Here is a 15,321-nt window from a genome sequence, read left to right as displayed (position 1 = left end):
TACGATAGGAAGCAATTTTGAGTAATCAGTTAAAAACATTAGAGATTTATTTAGAACCTGCCGATAACAAACGCCTTTCTTCTTTATGTGGCCCGTTTGACGAAAACATCAAACAAATTGAACGCCACCTGGCTGTTGAAATAATTCACCGTGACAACTTTTTTAAAGTTACGGGTAAGCTACACAACTGCGCCGGCGCTGTAGAAATCTTAAAAAACCTTTATGTTGATACTCAGCCAGTTCGTGGTGTTTTAGGCGAAATAGAACCCGACGCCGTTCATTTAGCTATTACCGAATCAAAAGCCTTAGAGCAAGATGCATCCAGCAGCGCTTACGGCAAAGAAATGGTGATTAAAACCCGCCGTGGTGTTATTAAACCACGTAACGACAACCAAGGTGTTTATGTGGCTAATATTTTAAACCACGACATTACCTTTGGTATTGGCCCTGCTGGTACTGGTAAAACCTACCTTGCAGTTGCTGCCGCCGTTGACGCCCTTGAGCGCCAAGAAATACGCCGCATATTATTAACGCGTCCTGCTGTAGAAGCGGGCGAAAAGCTTGGCTTTTTACCCGGTGATTTAAGTCAAAAAATAGACCCATACCTGCGCCCTCTTTACGACGCTCTTTTTGAAATGCTAGGTTTTGAAAAAGTAGAAAAACTCATCGAAAAAAATATCATTGAAGTTGCCCCGCTTGCCTATATGCGCGGACGTACTTTAAACGATGCCTTTATTATTTTAGATGAAAGCCAAAATACCACCGCCGAGCAAATGAAAATGTTTTTAACCCGTATAGGGTTTAACTCAAAAGCGGTTATTACTGGCGATATAACACAGGTTGATTTACCTCGTGGTACACGTTCAGGTCTTCGCCATGCAATGGAAGTACTTGATGGCGTAAACGAAATTAGCTTTAACTACTTTAAAGCCCAAGACGTAGTACGCCACCCTGTTGTAGCTCGTATAGTTGAAGCCTACGAGCGTAACGACGAAAGCGAGCGACTAAAGCGCATTGAAAAGCAAAATGCAAAAGACGCACTTGCAGCTCTTCAACAGCCTACTACTAAAGAGTAATACTTTGACAACCGAACTTGATTTACAAATAGCCTGTGAGTTTGACAACCTCCCAAGCGAAGAACAATTTGCACTATGGGCCGACAAAGCCCTTAGCCAATACCGTGACGAGTCAGAACTCAGCATCGTTATTAGCGACGAAGCGCAATCGCAACAACTTAATAACGACTATCGCGGTAAAAATAAACCGACCAACGTACTGTCGTTCGAATTTGAAGCACCACCGGGAATAGATATTCCTTTGGTTGGTGATTTAATTATTTGCCCAGCCATTGTATTAGCTGAAGCAATTGAGCAAGAGAAGTCATTTCATGACCACTTTGCCCACATGGTTATTCACGGATGCTTGCATTTGCTTGGATTTGACCATATAAAGAGTGACGATGCTTTAGAGATGGAAAGCATCGAAAAGCAATTACTTGCAGAGCTAAACATAGCAGACCCATACCGGGACGATATTTAAATTAACGGAGCAATTAGACGCAATGAGCGACGGTAACTCGCAATCTAGCCAGGGTTCTTCTGGCAAAACGTGGTTGGGCAGAATAGCCCAAATGTTGCAAGGGGAACCCCAGAATAGAGAAGAGCTGGTCGAAGTTATTGCCGATGCGCAAGAACGAGACGTAATCGATCCTGAAACAAAAGAGATGATAGAAGGTGTGCTTGGCGTGTCTGAGCTTAAAGTGCGAGACATAATGGTTCCGCGCTCACAAATGATCACTCTTGAGATCGACAGCCCGCTTGAAGAGCTAATTCCAATGATGGTCGATTCAACTCACTCACGTTTTCCAGTGGTGATTGAAGACAAAGACCATGTAGAAGGTTTTTTACTCGCTAAAGATTTGCTACCGCTTATCTTAAATAAAGACGAGCACTTACCATCAATACGCGATTATTTACGCCCAGCTATGGTAGTGCCAGAAAGCAAACGTGTTGATACATTGCTAAATGAATTCCGTCAGCAGCGCTACCATATGGCCGTTGTTATTGACGAATATGGCGGCGTATCGGGCTTAGTAACGATTGAAGATATTCTTGAAATAATTGTTGGCGAAATCGAAGATGAGCACGACGAAGAAGAAGAACATCAAGATATTCGTCAACTTGCTAAACATGTTCACGTAGTGCAAGCACTCACACCTGTAGATGACTTTAACGAGCACTTTAAAACAGGTTACAGCACAGACGAAGCCGACACTATTGGCGGAACTGTACTGCACGCATTTGGCCACATGCCAAGCCGTGGTGAAACGATTGACATAGAAGGTTACCAATTTAAAGTAACCAACGCCGACAATCGTCGTATTTTGCAACTGCAAGTCACCGTTCCTAAGGCTGATGATAACGACAGTGAAGAAACTGCTAACTAGGCTTACCGTATTAGCAAAAGATAAAAAAGCATGGCTCGCACTCGTTGCGGGCCTTGTTTTAACTTTTGGCTATGCCCCCTTTGAAATTTGGCCCATCGTATTTATTAGCCTTGCAGCCATAATTTTTTGCATCAACCCAAATAATACCGGTAAAGCACACGCAAAAACCGCTGCTAAATATGGCTTTATATTTGGCCTGGGCTGGTTTGGTGCAGGTATAAGCTGGGTACATGTCTCTATTGCCACATTTGGCGGCATGCCGCTTATTGCGTCGCTCTCGTTAATGGCCTTACTGTGTTCATACTTAGCGTTATTTCCCGCACTTGCCTTTTGGGCAACTACTCGCTTTGCCACAGGCCCTAAAAGCTTTGGCGCATTACTAATTGCCAGCTTTGCAATTAGTGAGTATTTACGTGGCACCGTACTTACCGGTTTCCCGTGGTTAAGTTTTGGCTACACACAAACCGATGGACCTTTAAGGTTGCTTGCCCCTTATATTGGCGAGTTTGGCTTAACACTTACTTGTGTCGCTATTGGCTTTGCACTGTATAGACTTACCCAAAAGGATTTTAAAACCCCGGCGGTTACTGCGACAGCTGTTGCGCTTATTTTTGCAGGCGCAAGCACCACCGGCAGTATTCATTACACTGATAAAAACATGTCAGTATTGCTCGTACAAGGGAACATACAGCAACACCTGCGCTTTGAGCCAAGTGAGTTTTGGACCACAATGAGCAAATACCAAGACATGACACGCCCACATTGGGATGCCGATTTAATAGTATGGCCAGAAGCCGCAGTGCCTGAAATAGAAATGCTTGCTGATTCCTACCTAGCCAATTTAGACAGCGCCGCCTCGTTTAATCAAACCGCCCTTGTAACCGGTATTGTTGATTACCAGCGTGATACCAAAAATATCTTTAACACCTTAATTGTTGTCGGTAATAAAGAGCGCGCCGACGAGCACGGGCATTATCATTACCTTGATAAAAACCGCTATCAAAAACACCAGCTGTTACCTATTGGCGAATTTGTACCGTTTCAAGATTTTTTGCGCCCTATTGCCCCATTATTCGATTTACCTATGTCGTCGTTTACCCGTGGCGACAAAGTGCAAAACAACTTACGCGCCAATGGCTTTAACCTACTACCCGCTATTTGCTACGAAATAGTATTTGCCGATTTAGTACGCGGTAATTACAAAAGCGACTCAGACCTACTTTTTACAGTAAGTAACGATGCCTGGTTTGGTGACTCTATTGGGCCATTGCAACACATGCAAATAGCCCGCATGCGCGCGCTCGAACTACAACGCCCTCTTGTGCGCGTTACCAACAATGGGGTAAGCGCCGTATACGACCCTATAAGCCACACACAACAAACTATGCCTCAGTTTGAAGCTACCATATTAAAAGCCAACATTAAGCTTATAAAAGGCGACAGCGTGTACAGCCAATACGGAAACATGTTTGTGTGGGGATTTGTGTTGTTGTTGGGAGTTATAGGTATTGCTAGAAGACGTAAGCCGTAAGCCGTAAGCCGTAAGCCGTAAGCCAGTTTATTCGTAGGTTGGGTTGAGTGCCACGAAACCCAACAAGTTAATGGATAATAATCATCGTTTTCAAGGATGGAAGAAGTGCCGTATTTTAAATCAATTGCTCAAAACTCTAATACCATTTCACTGCTGATGTGCTGTGCGCTGATGTTGGTATTTATTGCTGCATTTTTCCCAAGTGCCTTAATTGTGGATAATGAACTTGGACTTAAACCTGAGCATATTCTTTCAGCAATTATTAGCGTGTTAATGTTTTTAACGTCTGTGATTTCGATATTGATTGCGAATAAATCTTACTTAATTTCAAAACAAGCAAATGACTTAAGTGAAAAAGTCTTTCAATCGCAAGCTGAGCAACTTCAATCTCAAGAGTTTTATCAGTTATATGAAAGGTTTGAAAAAAGAATAAAAAAAATTGAAGAAGAAATGAAGGTCAACATTTACACTGAAGGATTAATACTTGAGTATTTATCAGCCGGCAGATTTATCAGGGGGAAATATCAACCAAGTAATCAGGAAGTTGAAGAAATAAAATCGCATAATCAAATACTTCAAGTCTTTTATAAAGACATAATTCAAAGAGGCCATGATGTTAGAAATAAAACTAAAGGAAAGCAATTAACAGAAAGCTGGATAAACCAAACCTTTGTTGATCTCTCTATATTGGGGCCTAAAGATCCTGTATTTGACTCATTTCTAAAAATCCCTGAAGAAGACTTAATATCTATTCAAGGTGGAGCAAGAATCTGTACTAAAAAAGATAACCCCCTATATTATGCTAAGGTACATCGACAGATAATTGCATCATTACTAATTACAATGAATCGCGAGGATCTAGTCTCGCAAAGCGAGGATTTTCGTATTTCTAATGAATTTTTAAGTGATATTAGCAAGCTGATTTGGAAAAATAATAACGCATAAGTTAAGCGCACGAAATATCCAATGCGATTTCCATCCATCCTTGCGACATTTATTTACTACGTTTCATCAGCTTTTTATATATCGCATCTTTATCGCGCTTACCAATTGCAAGTACATAGACCACAATTTCGTCTTCAATAACTTCGTAAGCTAGGCGATACCCTGCCGTGCGCAATTTTATTTTGTAAACATTATCAAAGCCTCGCAACTTGGATGCAGGCACATGTGGGTTGTCTAAGCGTTCAATGAGCTTCTTTTTAAACTGACTTTTAAGTGGGGCCGCTAGCTTCCCCCATTCCTTTAACGCCGCAGGTAAAAACTTTAGCTTATAAGTCATCTATACTAACTGCAATCGCTTGAGATAAATCGCCTCTGCGGCTCTCAACAACTTTAGCTAGTTCATAATCATCCAGTTGCTCCATAAGTAGCTCATACATTGCTGCAGGTACTAAGTAAGCAGCAGGCTTGTTATGATTTAATATGGCTATTGCAGCGCCATCTGCTTCATTTAAAAGCGCTGTTGGATTTTTTTTAAGTTCTGAAATACTTGCCGAACAATCAGCTAAAACTTGTCTCATAAAACACCCAAAAAGAACTAAATTAAGTCCTAATTTTAGACCTTTTTTTATTTATAGCTATTCTTTTTTATAATCTTGTTAGTTTTTTTACTCTTTCACTGCATCTATAACTGTTTCAACATCCACAACTTGATTCAAGTTACCTTTAATAACCACAGTCGCTGATATTTTATCTTGAATTGCTTGCCTGTTTGGGTCCCAATATATCTGTAAAAATCCCAATAACCCGGTGGCAAAGCCTGCTCCGTAGCCGCCGTACCGGCCAAAACAATCTAATAAACCTAATGGCTCGCCGCTTAAGGCAACCACACGAATATTACAAACCTTTTTACCCGGTGTTTGCCCGCGCCAAAGTAACGAGAACAACGTAAAGTAAACAGCAGCCCAGCCAAACCCTAAGCCTAAGTCTTGAATAATGCCTTTGCTCCACTGCAAAATACTGGTTGTGGTTGTTTGTGCAGGTTTTTCTTCTATTAACTGCGCAGGCTTTATTTCGTTATTTTCACTGAGTACTAAAAGTTGTAAAAGTACGGTAGCAAGTTGTGGGTTTTGTAGGTCATCCATTTCTGCTAATTTGGGAACTTGCCCTATTAAATTATCAAGCGCGTTTTGTTGGCAAGGTTGCTCACAGCTGTCATCGGCTGTTTGCGCTAAATAAGTATTTACCCGTTGTTTTTCTGTGGCGGTAAGCTGTATTTCATCTTGTATTTTTACGCCCTGAACAGCTAAACCTTGATCAGCGTTATCGCCTTCTAGGTAATCTATGCCAATTGAAAGCACAGTAAGTGCGCTTACAAATAAAATACTTGCTGCCGTTATTTTTAAGATTCTTCGCCACACATTCGACATTTTTGGAAGGTATTGCTGTGCCGTACCTTTATAAAAAGCCATTGCAGCAACAAATGCTATTAAAGCCGCGCTAAGCTTGGCCGCTAAAAATATCAGTGCAACATCAATAATAATCGCTAGTGCACGCCGAATTGGCGTAGCTAAAGGCAAGCCCAGTAAAGCACTGTCAATTTTAAAGGCGTAGGGGGTAACAACTTCTCGGGTTTCAGAATTTGATAATTCTAATTGTTCTATCTCTTTGGCTTTCATTTATTTTCTTGTTATTAAAATAGGTAACCCGGTTAACTTACGCGTTTTTTATTTTTTGCTCAACATTAACTTTTACCCCAATTTACTAAAAGTATCGTCTCGGCCAATGGGATAAAAGGAAATATAATCCTCAAATTACAAACTTTAGGTTAACATCATTTACAAATGTACCTATTGAACATATATTAATGCTCGAATTTCTTTCATCCTTAAAATTAAATACATGGAGTATATTTTGAAGTTATTAACTAACGTGTTTTTCTTGTTTTCTGTCCTTATTTTGAGTGGCTGTGCCCACCAAATAAGTTTAAATCCAGACACTGAAAAACTTCAAGTTACAGAAAATAAATCAGCATCAGCTGTAGGTTATTATATTTCTGAAGATGATATAAAAAAGCAAGTAAAAACACCTGGTGGTGGTGGCGATAATGTTAGTTACAAACCTTATAAAGACACAGAAGCAGCGCTGTATACTGTGCTTTCTAATAAATTTGAAAACGTTTATAAGCTTGAATCATTAACTAATAGTGCATTTTTAAAAGATAAAAAAATTGAGTATGTATTCATACCGACAATAACAACGGAATCTAGCTCAGATAGCTTATTCACATGGCCTCCTACAGAATTTACTTTCACGCTAAACTGTAAAACTTTAAATAACAATGGCGATATAGCATGGAATAGTGAAGTTAAAGGTTTTGGCAAAGCTGAATTTGATGAGTTTAAAAATGATTTTTCTTTATCTGCAAAACGTGCAACAGAAGAAGCATTCAACAAACTAGTTATAGAGCTTGATCAATCAAACTTATAAATAAGGACCGAAATAAAATGAAATATAAAAGTTCACTGGGTTTAATCGCGGCTTTATTTTTAAGTGCATGTACCATTCAAGTTCCACCTTATAGTGCAGATATCAGCAACGTTTCTAAACTAAAAGAAGAGTCTAATACACCAGTCTCAGTCGGAAAAATTGAATCTGAAAAAAAATTAAATAAGATATCGCTTCGAGGCTCACCTCTTGTTTCATCAGTAGGCAACAGCTATGGTGAATATATTGAGAGCGCTTTGATACAAGAATTAAAACTAGCAAAACTATGGTCTGGCGTTGCAACAAAGCAAGTCTCGGGAAAAGTAATTGAGCAAGACATTGATGTAACAGGTTTCTCTGAAGGCAGTGCGTTTATAAAAGTTAAATTTACTGTATCAGATGGCGATATTACTTTATTTGATAAGGTAATATCTGCCGAACACACTTTCGACTCTTCTTTTCTCGGAGCAATTGCAATACCAAACGGGCAGCGAAGTTATGTAGAATTAGTTCAAAAATTGCTTACGAATCTATACGCTGATGAAGAATTTATAGCTTCAATAAAGTAAATAAATAAACTAAAAAGGAGCTTTATGATTTCATACAGCTCCTTTTTTATATTACATAAATTTATTTACTTTAAAATTACTAAGCGCTCATCAATAGGCTCACTTTTAGGTAAGCGATACCTAAACTCTCTGCGTAATAACATAAAACTAATAACTGCCTGAACAACAACTGTGCTTGCCGATAAATACCACAATTGCGTTAAATTAAAGCCATCCATTTGGCTTAATAAAAGAGCTGGTAAAACAAATAAAATAATCCGCAGTGTAGTACTATAAAGTGAAGGGAGTGTGTTACCGAGAGACTGAAATAGCCCCGAACACGTAAACACTATGCCCGTAGGAATAAAGTTAATACAAATAATTTGTAAAAATGTAGCTGCAACTAAAATAACATTTTGATCATCAGAGAACCCTTGCACTAGTAATTCTGGAATAAAAAAGCAAACTACGCTTAACACTGCCATTAAACTACATGTCATTAGGGCTGACCAAAAAAAGGTTTCTCGGACACGGTCAAATTGCTTTGCACCAAAATTTTGACCCGCGACGGCTGGTGCAGCAAACGCAATTGCCATTGCAGGTAAAAACAATGACTGCATTATGCGAGAACCTAAACCAAAGCCAGCTTGGGCTTCAGGTCCAAAATGTTGAATTAACCAATAAATTAACCCCATATATGCAAACATTAAAAAGAATTCACCTCCTGCGGGTAATCCAATCCCTAATAAGCGCTTTATAATAGCGCTATCTACGCGCCATAAACTGACTTTAAAGGTAACGAACTTTTCAGCCTTAACAAAGTATACGCATAGCATTACTACCGCAACAACTACCGAAATAGTACTTGCCAACCCAGCTCCGGCTATACCCATTGGAAAGTCAGTTCCCCAACCTATAATTAAAATAGGAGATAAAATAATATTGACGATAATAGACAAGGTTTGAATCAACATAGTTGGCTTAACAATACCGGCTCCTCTTAACGCAGCACTAACTGCAACTAAAGGAAACTGCAATGCCATACCCGGCAAAAACCAATGCAAATAACGTTGTCCCGCTTCAATTGTTGCAAGGTCTGTTGAAATGCTAGTTAAGTATGTATCAGACCCTAAATAACCTAAAAACATGACAACCAAGGCCATTAAGCTAGCCAGCATCATACTTTGATTAAACACTGCATTTGCATCTTTGGCATCTTTTCGACCCGCTGCATGAGAAATCAACGCGGTTGTTCCCACATTAAGAATTTGCGTGAGTGCAAAAATTAAAAACATTGCATTACCCGCTAAGCTGAGTCCTGCTAAAGCATTTCCACCTAAATTACCTACAAAATATAAATCAACTAAAAAATACAATGTTTGAATTATCATTCCTATCATCATAGGAATAGCCATTTTGATTAAATGCTTCGGTATGGAGCCACGAGTTAGATCATGCATATTATTATCTTAACCATTAATAAGAATAGTTATCATAACAAGTTGCGTGCAATTAAGCATACTTTTAATAGTTATGGAAAGGTGTTTTATATAGCGTGAATTTCATACTACAACTTTGCTATACTGGCGGTAAGTCTTCATTAAAAGATTCATTATGATTCCTTCAACATACCCTCTTTTTTGGCGAGATAACGCCCTACCTTATGTAGAACTAAGGCAAGTTTTGGATGGTCGAAAAGTAACTTACGCCGCCCATTCTCATGCTCAGTGGTCAATTGGTGCTATTTTAGAGGGCCAAAGTGAATTTATTTGTGAAGACAAACTTTACCAAATAGATAAAGGCACTTTAGTGCTAATGAACCCCGATGCTGTACACGCATGCAACCCCAACCAAAACTCGCCCTGGGCTTATTATATGATGCATGTAGATAAAAGTTGGTTAGCTCAATTGCTTGTTAAGTTTAATATAAGGGCAAGTAACCACTGGTGTAATAGCCAACCTGATACATTAACAACCCCTGTATTTTACCAGCAGTTTGTTTTAGTTTGCCGAAACCTTATGTCGAATAAGCTGTCTTCTTTAGAAAAAGAGTCTTTACTTAGCCAGTATTTGATTACGTTATTTGAATACATCGATAGCACTGATATTAAAGAAAATACGTGCCTACCTCCTAATAGGCTGTATAAAGTTGCAAACTACCTCGCCCTTTATTGTCAGGATGACGAACCAATTAAGGTTATTAGCAAAAAATTTGGCTTTAATACTAGCTACTTGATACGTACATTTAAACGCCACTTCAATATGAGTCCACATGCTTATCGGATAAATCTGCGTATACAACTAAGTCAACAAGCGCTTAAGCAAGGCGATGCCATTTCAACGGTGGCTCAAAATGCAGGATTTAGTGATCAAGCTCATTTTCAACGTGTATTTAAACAGCGGGTTGCTGCAACACCAGCACAATATCGACGCTGTATTTAGAATAAAAACACATTAACTTATAATAAGAAAGCAACTCCCGGCAAGTAACACTGCCAATGCTTTATTCATAAAACGTATTTTTGCAGGACTTTGAAAGTACTGCCCTAGCACTATACCTATCCATACCCACACGCTCAGCGACAACCAGCAAATTGGTAAATACACACTGGCAAACGTAAACACTTCAAATAGCTCTGCATTAGGGATGTAAGTCGCAATTCCCGATAGTGATGCTAACCATGCTTTTGGGTTTAGCCATTGCATGATTACCCCAGTAATAAAGGTAGGTGAACTTTTATTACTGTCTGAGTTTAATTCACCATTATCTACAAATAATTGATAACTTAAATAAAGTAAAAAAGTAATACCAGCCCATTGCAATACTTCAGTGATCCATTGCAATTTATCAAGAAGATAGTTTAAACCCCATCCAATAACTAAAAACAAAAAAATAAACCCAAGTGTTGCACCGGTTATAAATATTAAGCCATTTCTTAGCCCATACCGTGCGCTGCTCAATGAAACTAAATTAACTGGCCCTGGCGATAAAGACGCAGCTAATGCAAATAACGACATTGACATAATTAAAGATAAAGTCATGGTTCACTTTCTAATTAATTCAAACTGATGGTGAGTATCTACATTAAATAGAGGCTGGTATTGAACAAAATTGACTTAATCAAATAAAAGTAAGTTATTTCGCGCATATCAATACTAGTTTTTGATTTTCAGCATTGTGAACTATTAATATTTTTAGTCGTATCAATAAAGTGTTAATTCATTAGGATCGACCATGACCACTAAACAGCTTTCGTCACTGTTTGTATTTAACTTAGTCTTAGCGACAAGCGAGGCCAATGCAAATCAGCAATGGTATGTTATTAGCGACTCTGTAATGGGCGGCGTATCTAATAGCCAAGTAACAAAAACACAAGATAGCTTGCTGTTTACAGGCAATGTTTCGCTTGATAATAACGGCGGTTTTGCATCAATACGTACCGAAATTGACACGCAAGGTCAAAACTCAAAAACTATAGCGCTGCGTGTTAAAGGCGATGGGCAAATCTATCAGCTTAGGCTCAGAACAACTACTTACCTTGATGGCGCAGCGTACATCCACTCATTTAAAACAATAAAAAGCGAATGGGTAGAAATCGACTTTACCCCGAGTGATTTTACTTTAACGTATCGCGGACGAGTGCTTGAGCAACAGCCTATTATTGATTTTGATGATATAAAACAGCTAGGCTTTATGATTGCAGGCAAGCAAGAAGGTAAATTTAAACTTGAAGTGAGTAAAATCGAATTTAAAAGCTAACCCACCAGCATGTTAGTGGCGCTATACAGTATAGTCGTGATCGCCCCGCCTTTTCATTTCACTAATAACCAGCTCAACCATTTGTTGCTTTATTGCCGCTTGCTCTGATTTTAACTCCCCTAATTGCAGCTCTAACATATCTATTTGCTCTTGCTGTTGCGTGTTTTTATATTTTTTAGAACCTAGGTGCTCAGCGTCTAAAGTTAAACTCGCATCACTTTCATCTAGCTCACTTACAGAAGTATTTATAGTTAAACTACGTTGTACGGGGCTTTGTTTAAGTTTATTAATTTGCTCTTGCAACGCAATAACTCGCCCAGTGAAGTGTTTATATACTTTTTCGAGATTTTTATACTGATCGCCAAATGTTGCGTTATCTTCACTGTATTTTTGCGCTTTGGTATCTAAAAACTTTGATAACACATATTTTGGCTCTTCCTCATTCTCTTCCTCACTTCCTTTTTCAACAGCTAGTTTATCTGATTGCGCTAAAGGTTGAGTATTTGAGCTATGTACTTGGTATGGAATGGGAGCCGCTGAAATCTTCATTATTTTGTCCCTAAAATAGCTTGCCTCTTTTATAGGTATCGACCTCGTATTAAAATCCTTGAGTAAATTTTATTGTTAGCTAAAAACAAAAAGCCCCACTTTATTAAAGTAGGGCTTAGTAGTTTATTACTTCAAATAAAATTACTATTCAATTGCCAGTAACTCTACTTCAAAAATAAGTACTGAGGCAGGTGGAATACTGCCTACACGTTTTTCGCCATACGCTAATTGATGCGGTACATAAAACGTGTATTTATCGCCTGGGCTCATCAACTGTAGGCCTTCGGTCCAACCTTTAATCACTTGGTGCAAACCAAAACTAATCGGTGTTTTACGCTCTACTGAGCTGTCAAACACTGTGCCGTCGATTAGCGTGCCATGATAATGCACGTTAACCATACTTGTTGAGCTTGGTGTGTTTTCACTCTCACCTTTATGCATTACTTTGTACTGCAAGCCAGAAGCTGTTTCTACTATACCTTCTACTTTTGAATTAGCGGCTAAGTAATCTGCCCCTATTTGCGCATTTACGCCTGCTTGTTGTTTTGCTTTTTTACTATTTTTAAATATTAAAAAACAAAAAATGGCGATAACCACCGCCAAAATTATATTGATCATTATTAACCTTTTTCGTTATCTAGTTCTTCGTCTTTTTCGTCGTCATTATCGCCATTTACAATGTCGGCAATCTCTTTTAGACGCGCAAGCGCAATACCGTTTACTGAGTTTTCTGGATACTGGTCATCAATAATATCGCCTGCTTCTATATCCATTAATAAGTTAAGCGCTTGATCTACGGTTTCAACTGCGTAAATATTAAATTTACCCGCCTCTACCGCGTTGAGGATCTCGTCATCAAGTACTAAGTTAACTTGGTTTGATTTAGGAATAATAACGCCTTGCGAACCGGTTAAACCACGCATTTTACACAGTTTAAAAAAGCCTTCTATTTTTTCGTTTACGCCACCAATAGCTTGTACATCACCATGTTGGTTAATAGAGCCTGTCAGCGCGATAGATTGGCTAATAGGGAGGCTTGTAATAGATGAAATAAGCGCACAAAGCTCTGCTAAAGATGCACTATCGCCATCTATGTAACCATAACTTTGCTCTATGGCAATATTAGCACTAAGCGTTAAGCTAAACTGCTGTGCGTACTTATTGCCTAAATAGCCGGTAAGCAACATCACGCCTTTTGAGTGGATAGCTTTACCTAGTTCGGCTTCGCGTTCAACGTCTATTACGCCATCGGCTCCTGCATAAACAGTTGCCGTAATACGCGCAGGTGTACCAAACGAGGTATCGCCAATGTGTAGTACTGTTAAACCATTTACTTTACCTATAGCTTGGCCATCGGTTGCAATAAGTGTATGGCCTTCTTTTATATCGCTAAGCATGTTTTCGCTGATCTGACCGGTACGATATTGTTTGCCTTCAATGGCTTCGTCAATATGGTATGCATCAATAACCGTTAAGTTATCTTGTTTCGCGTAATAACTCGCTTCAGCAACTAATTCAAGCACATCAGCAAAGCGCGCCGAGAGTTTATTATGATGCTCAGCTTGGCGGTAACTAAATTTAAGTAACCGTACCATAGCAGCCTCTGTAGCGGTGCATTTTAATGTTTGCTCGCAATACTCAGTCACTTTGGTAATAAACTGGTACTGTAATTTATCGCTACTTGGTAAGTAGTAATCAAAATCGGCAAGTACTCTAAATAGCTCAGCAAATTCTTCGTCGTATTCACCTATGGTGTAGTACAACTCGCGCGAGCCCAATAAAATAATCTTCACATCAAGTGGAATAAGTTGCGGGCGAAGCGTAAAACTTGTCCCGACTGTGCTGTCTTGATAGGGTAAATCATTTTTTATTTGATGTGTTTTTAAACACAGCTTTAAACCATCCCACACTTGTGGATTAGCCATTATTTTTTCGGCATCCATTATTAAGTAACCACCATTGGCACGATGCAATGCACCGGGCTGAATTGAGCGATAACTCGTAATCAATGTACCTTGGGATGTAGCGTATTCAATTTTACCAAATATATTACCAAAGGTTGGGTTTGGCTCATAAACGACTGGCGCTGCGTCGTCTTCTTTAAATTCAACTAAAATGTTAGGTGCAAAAAAGTCGGTAAGCATACCTTTGCGGTCAAAGTCTTCTTTGCTTTCTTCGCTTTCGTCTTCGTCATCTAGCCATTCAAGTACCGCGTCGATAATTTCAACGCGAATATCTTTTAAATAACGCAGTACGCCAATGTGTGTCGCGTACTTATGTTCTAAGTCTTTTAAAAGTGGTTTAGTGGCTTGCTCTGCGGTCGATTTTTTAAGATTACGAAGTTTTTCTTTTGATTCGCGTTTCCACCGTGGTAGCTCTATTAACGCTTCTATTAATGCATCTTCTAGCTTTTCGATTTTTTCAAAAAACTCTTCGCGCAATGTTTCTTCAAGCTCACCAAATTCACTGTCGCTCAATTGTTTTCCATCAACAAGTGGTGCAAAACCCACTGAGCTTTTTTCTTCTACTAGAGCAACACTTTGCTCAAGTGCTGCGATTTCAACTGCGGTAATTGCGCTGTCGTAAGCGTCGTTAAACTCGCGATCGATTGATTTTTTCTTGCGTTGGTACGCTGGATTATCAAATGCCGCTGGAAAAGTGTCGAGCACTTCATCTAAGAATGAGTCTATGTCGTCGCTAAGTTGCTTACTTTGCCCTGCTTGCATAAAAAGTGCGATAGGCTCACGGTGATCGGCGTAATTATTTACGTACAACCATTCATTAGGCGTTGCTCTGTCTTTTGCGTGTTGCTTAAGTTTATCTTTGACTAGCGTATAACGTCCATGAGCCGCTTCGCCCATTACATAAACATTATAGCCAGGTAAATCCATACCTAATGAAAAGTCGAGCGCACTTTGGGCACGTTGTTGGCCTATAAAAGTAAGTTGCTCTGGGTACGGGTTACTCATGCATGTATGTACATGATTACTAGAAATACTCGGTGCGAGCTTTGAAACAGATAGTGGCAGCAATTTTTTCGTCATTCTAACTTCTTTGT

At 39.2% G+C, this 15,321-nt stretch carries 17 protein-coding genes; 9 read left to right on the top strand and 8 right to left on the bottom strand.

All coding sequences use genetic code 11. The annotated features are described in order from the left end of the window. Positions 1 to 17 precede the first annotated feature (17 nt). The 5 genes from AOR04_RS05770 (at position 18) to AOR04_RS05750 (ending at position 4,922) form a co-directional block, all read left to right on the top strand. Positions 18 to 1,076 (top strand): PhoH family protein, encoded by a 1,059-nt coding sequence (locus AOR04_RS05770; protein WP_096792757.1) that lies wholly within the window; start codon positions 18 to 20, stop codon positions 1,074 to 1,076. A gap of 4 nt (positions 1,077 to 1,080) precedes the next feature. Further along, positions 1,081 to 1,539 carry an rRNA maturation RNase YbeY gene (gene ybeY / locus AOR04_RS05765; RefSeq protein ID WP_002958542.1) on the top strand — a complete coding sequence of 153 codons (459 nt, stop codon included), beginning with the start codon at positions 1,081 to 1,083 and terminating at the stop codon, positions 1,537 to 1,539. 22 nt (positions 1,540 to 1,561) lie between these two features. Beyond that, positions 1,562 to 2,446 (top strand): CNNM family magnesium/cobalt transport protein CorC, encoded by an 885-nt coding sequence (gene corC, locus AOR04_RS05760; protein ID WP_002958541.1) that lies wholly within the window; start codon positions 1,562 to 1,564, stop codon positions 2,444 to 2,446. Beyond that, the gene (gene lnt / locus AOR04_RS05755) at positions 2,427 to 3,977 is read left to right on the top strand and encodes an apolipoprotein N-acyltransferase (protein ID WP_198403009.1); all 1,551 of its coding nucleotides are present in this window, start codon (positions 2,427 to 2,429) and stop codon (positions 3,975 to 3,977) included. The genes corC and lnt overlap by 20 nt, the downstream gene beginning before the upstream one ends. A 105-nt stretch (positions 3,978 to 4,082) precedes the next feature. Continuing rightward, positions 4,083 to 4,922, top strand: coding sequence for a hypothetical protein (locus tag AOR04_RS05750; RefSeq protein WP_157770535.1), 840 nt, complete (start codon positions 4,083 to 4,085; stop codon positions 4,920 to 4,922). A gap of 49 nt (positions 4,923 to 4,971) precedes the next feature. Here AOR04_RS05750 and AOR04_RS05745 read toward each other — a convergent pair whose 3' ends face one another. The 3 genes from AOR04_RS05745 to AOR04_RS05735 form a co-directional block, all read right to left on the bottom strand. Beyond that, the gene (locus tag AOR04_RS05745) at positions 4,972 to 5,259 is read right to left on the bottom strand and encodes a type II toxin-antitoxin system RelE family toxin (protein ID WP_096792754.1); all 288 of its coding nucleotides are present in this window, start codon (positions 5,257 to 5,259) and stop codon (positions 4,972 to 4,974) included. Next, entirely contained in the window at positions 5,249 to 5,500 is a 252-nt protein-coding gene (locus AOR04_RS05740; protein WP_096792753.1) for a type II toxin-antitoxin system Phd/YefM family antitoxin, read from the bottom strand. The genes AOR04_RS05745 and AOR04_RS05740 overlap by 11 nt, the downstream gene beginning before the upstream one ends. 87 nt (positions 5,501 to 5,587) lie before the next feature. Further along, complete coding sequence (locus tag AOR04_RS05735) at positions 5,588 to 6,598, bottom strand: RDD family protein (protein ID WP_096792752.1); 1,011 nt, start codon at positions 6,596 to 6,598, stop codon at positions 5,588 to 5,590. 235 nt (positions 6,599 to 6,833) lie between these two features. Between AOR04_RS05735 and AOR04_RS05730 the strand changes: the two genes are divergently transcribed. Both AOR04_RS05730 and AOR04_RS05725 read left to right on the top strand, forming a co-directional pair. Then, on the top strand, positions 6,834 to 7,409 hold the full coding sequence (locus tag AOR04_RS05730; protein WP_008134668.1) for a hypothetical protein: 576 nt from the start codon (positions 6,834 to 6,836) through the stop codon (positions 7,407 to 7,409). A 17-nt stretch (positions 7,410 to 7,426) separates the two neighbouring features. Further along, complete coding sequence (locus tag AOR04_RS05725; protein ID WP_096792751.1) at positions 7,427 to 7,975, top strand: hypothetical protein; 549 nt, start codon at positions 7,427 to 7,429, stop codon at positions 7,973 to 7,975. A 65-nt stretch (positions 7,976 to 8,040) separates the two neighbouring features. Here AOR04_RS05725 and AOR04_RS05720 read toward each other — a convergent pair whose 3' ends face one another. Then, positions 8,041 to 9,414 carry an MATE family efflux transporter gene (locus tag AOR04_RS05720; RefSeq protein WP_232525516.1) on the bottom strand — a complete coding sequence of 458 codons (1,374 nt, stop codon included), beginning with the start codon at positions 9,412 to 9,414 and terminating at the stop codon, positions 8,041 to 8,043. 154 nt (positions 9,415 to 9,568) lie between these two features. Between AOR04_RS05720 and AOR04_RS05715 the strand changes: the two genes are divergently transcribed. Next, complete coding sequence (locus AOR04_RS05715) at positions 9,569 to 10,396, top strand: AraC family transcriptional regulator (protein WP_008134662.1); 828 nt, start codon at positions 9,569 to 9,571, stop codon at positions 10,394 to 10,396. Positions 10,397 to 10,408: 12 nt separating this feature from the next. Here the strand turns inward: AOR04_RS05715 and AOR04_RS05710 are convergent, their stop codons facing one another. After that, positions 10,409 to 10,996: a LysE family translocator gene (locus AOR04_RS05710; protein ID WP_096792749.1), complete on the bottom strand. Its 588-nt coding sequence runs from the start codon at positions 10,994 to 10,996 to the stop codon at positions 10,409 to 10,411. Between the two features lie 193 nt (positions 10,997 to 11,189). Between AOR04_RS05710 and AOR04_RS05705 the strand changes: the two genes are divergently transcribed. Then, complete coding sequence (locus AOR04_RS05705; RefSeq protein ID WP_096792748.1) at positions 11,190 to 11,714, top strand: CIA30 family protein; 525 nt, start codon at positions 11,190 to 11,192, stop codon at positions 11,712 to 11,714. Between the two features lie 21 nt (positions 11,715 to 11,735). Here the strand turns inward: AOR04_RS05705 and AOR04_RS05700 are convergent, their stop codons facing one another. From AOR04_RS05700 to AOR04_RS05690, 3 genes are all read right to left on the bottom strand, one after another. Next, the gene (locus AOR04_RS05700; RefSeq protein WP_096792747.1) at positions 11,736 to 12,263 is read right to left on the bottom strand and encodes a hypothetical protein; all 528 of its coding nucleotides are present in this window, start codon (positions 12,261 to 12,263) and stop codon (positions 11,736 to 11,738) included. Positions 12,264 to 12,407: 144 nt separating this feature from the next. Next, positions 12,408 to 12,881 carry an FKBP-type peptidyl-prolyl cis-trans isomerase gene (locus AOR04_RS05695; protein WP_096792746.1) on the bottom strand — a complete coding sequence of 158 codons (474 nt, stop codon included), beginning with the start codon at positions 12,879 to 12,881 and terminating at the stop codon, positions 12,408 to 12,410. A 2-nt stretch (positions 12,882 to 12,883) separates the two neighbouring features. Next, on the bottom strand, positions 12,884 to 15,307 hold the full coding sequence (locus AOR04_RS05690) for a Lon protease family protein (RefSeq protein WP_007378260.1): 2,424 nt from the start codon (positions 15,305 to 15,307) through the stop codon (positions 12,884 to 12,886). Between the last annotated feature and the right edge of the window lie 14 nt (positions 15,308 to 15,321).

Source organism: Pseudoalteromonas sp. 1_2015MBL_MicDiv, from assembly GCF_002407505.1.
GTDB classification, from domain to species: domain Bacteria; phylum Pseudomonadota; class Gammaproteobacteria; order Enterobacterales; family Alteromonadaceae; genus Pseudoalteromonas; species Pseudoalteromonas fuliginea.
Note: the sequence above shows the minus strand (reverse complement) of the source record. Positions and strands in the feature narration are given on the sequence as shown.

Bases quoted from the DNA above. Each gene is read 5' to 3' on its own strand.
- corC (WP_002958541.1), top strand. From the start codon at position 1,562: ATGAGCGACGGTAACTCGCAATCTAGCCAGGGTTCTTCTGGCAAAACG.
- AOR04_RS05745 (WP_096792754.1), bottom strand. From the start codon at position 5,259: ATGACTTATAAGCTAAAGTTTTTACCTGCGGCGTTAAAGGAATGGGGG.
- AOR04_RS05740 (WP_096792753.1), bottom strand. From the start codon at position 5,500: ATGAGACAAGTTTTAGCTGATTGTTCGGCAAGTATTTCAGAACTTAAA.
- AOR04_RS05735 (WP_096792752.1), bottom strand. From the start codon at position 6,598: ATGAAAGCCAAAGAGATAGAACAATTAGAATTATCAAATTCTGAAACC.
- AOR04_RS05725 (WP_096792751.1), top strand. From the start codon at position 7,427: ATGAAATATAAAAGTTCACTGGGTTTAATCGCGGCTTTATTTTTAAGT.
- AOR04_RS05720 (WP_232525516.1), bottom strand. From the start codon at position 9,414: ATGCATGATCTAACTCGTGGCTCCATACCGAAGCATTTAATCAAAATG.
- AOR04_RS05715 (WP_008134662.1), top strand. From the start codon at position 9,569: ATGATTCCTTCAACATACCCTCTTTTTTGGCGAGATAACGCCCTACCT.
- AOR04_RS05710 (WP_096792749.1), bottom strand. From the start codon at position 10,996: ATGACTTTATCTTTAATTATGTCAATGTCGTTATTTGCATTAGCTGCG.
- AOR04_RS05705 (WP_096792748.1), top strand. From the start codon at position 11,190: ATGACCACTAAACAGCTTTCGTCACTGTTTGTATTTAACTTAGTCTTA.
- AOR04_RS05700 (WP_096792747.1), bottom strand. From the start codon at position 12,263: ATGAAGATTTCAGCGGCTCCCATTCCATACCAAGTACATAGCTCAAAT.
- AOR04_RS05695 (WP_096792746.1), bottom strand. From the start codon at position 12,881: ATGATCAATATAATTTTGGCGGTGGTTATCGCCATTTTTTGTTTTTTA.
- AOR04_RS05690 (WP_007378260.1), bottom strand. From the start codon at position 15,307: ATGACGAAAAAATTGCTGCCACTATCTGTTTCAAAGCTCGCACCGAGT.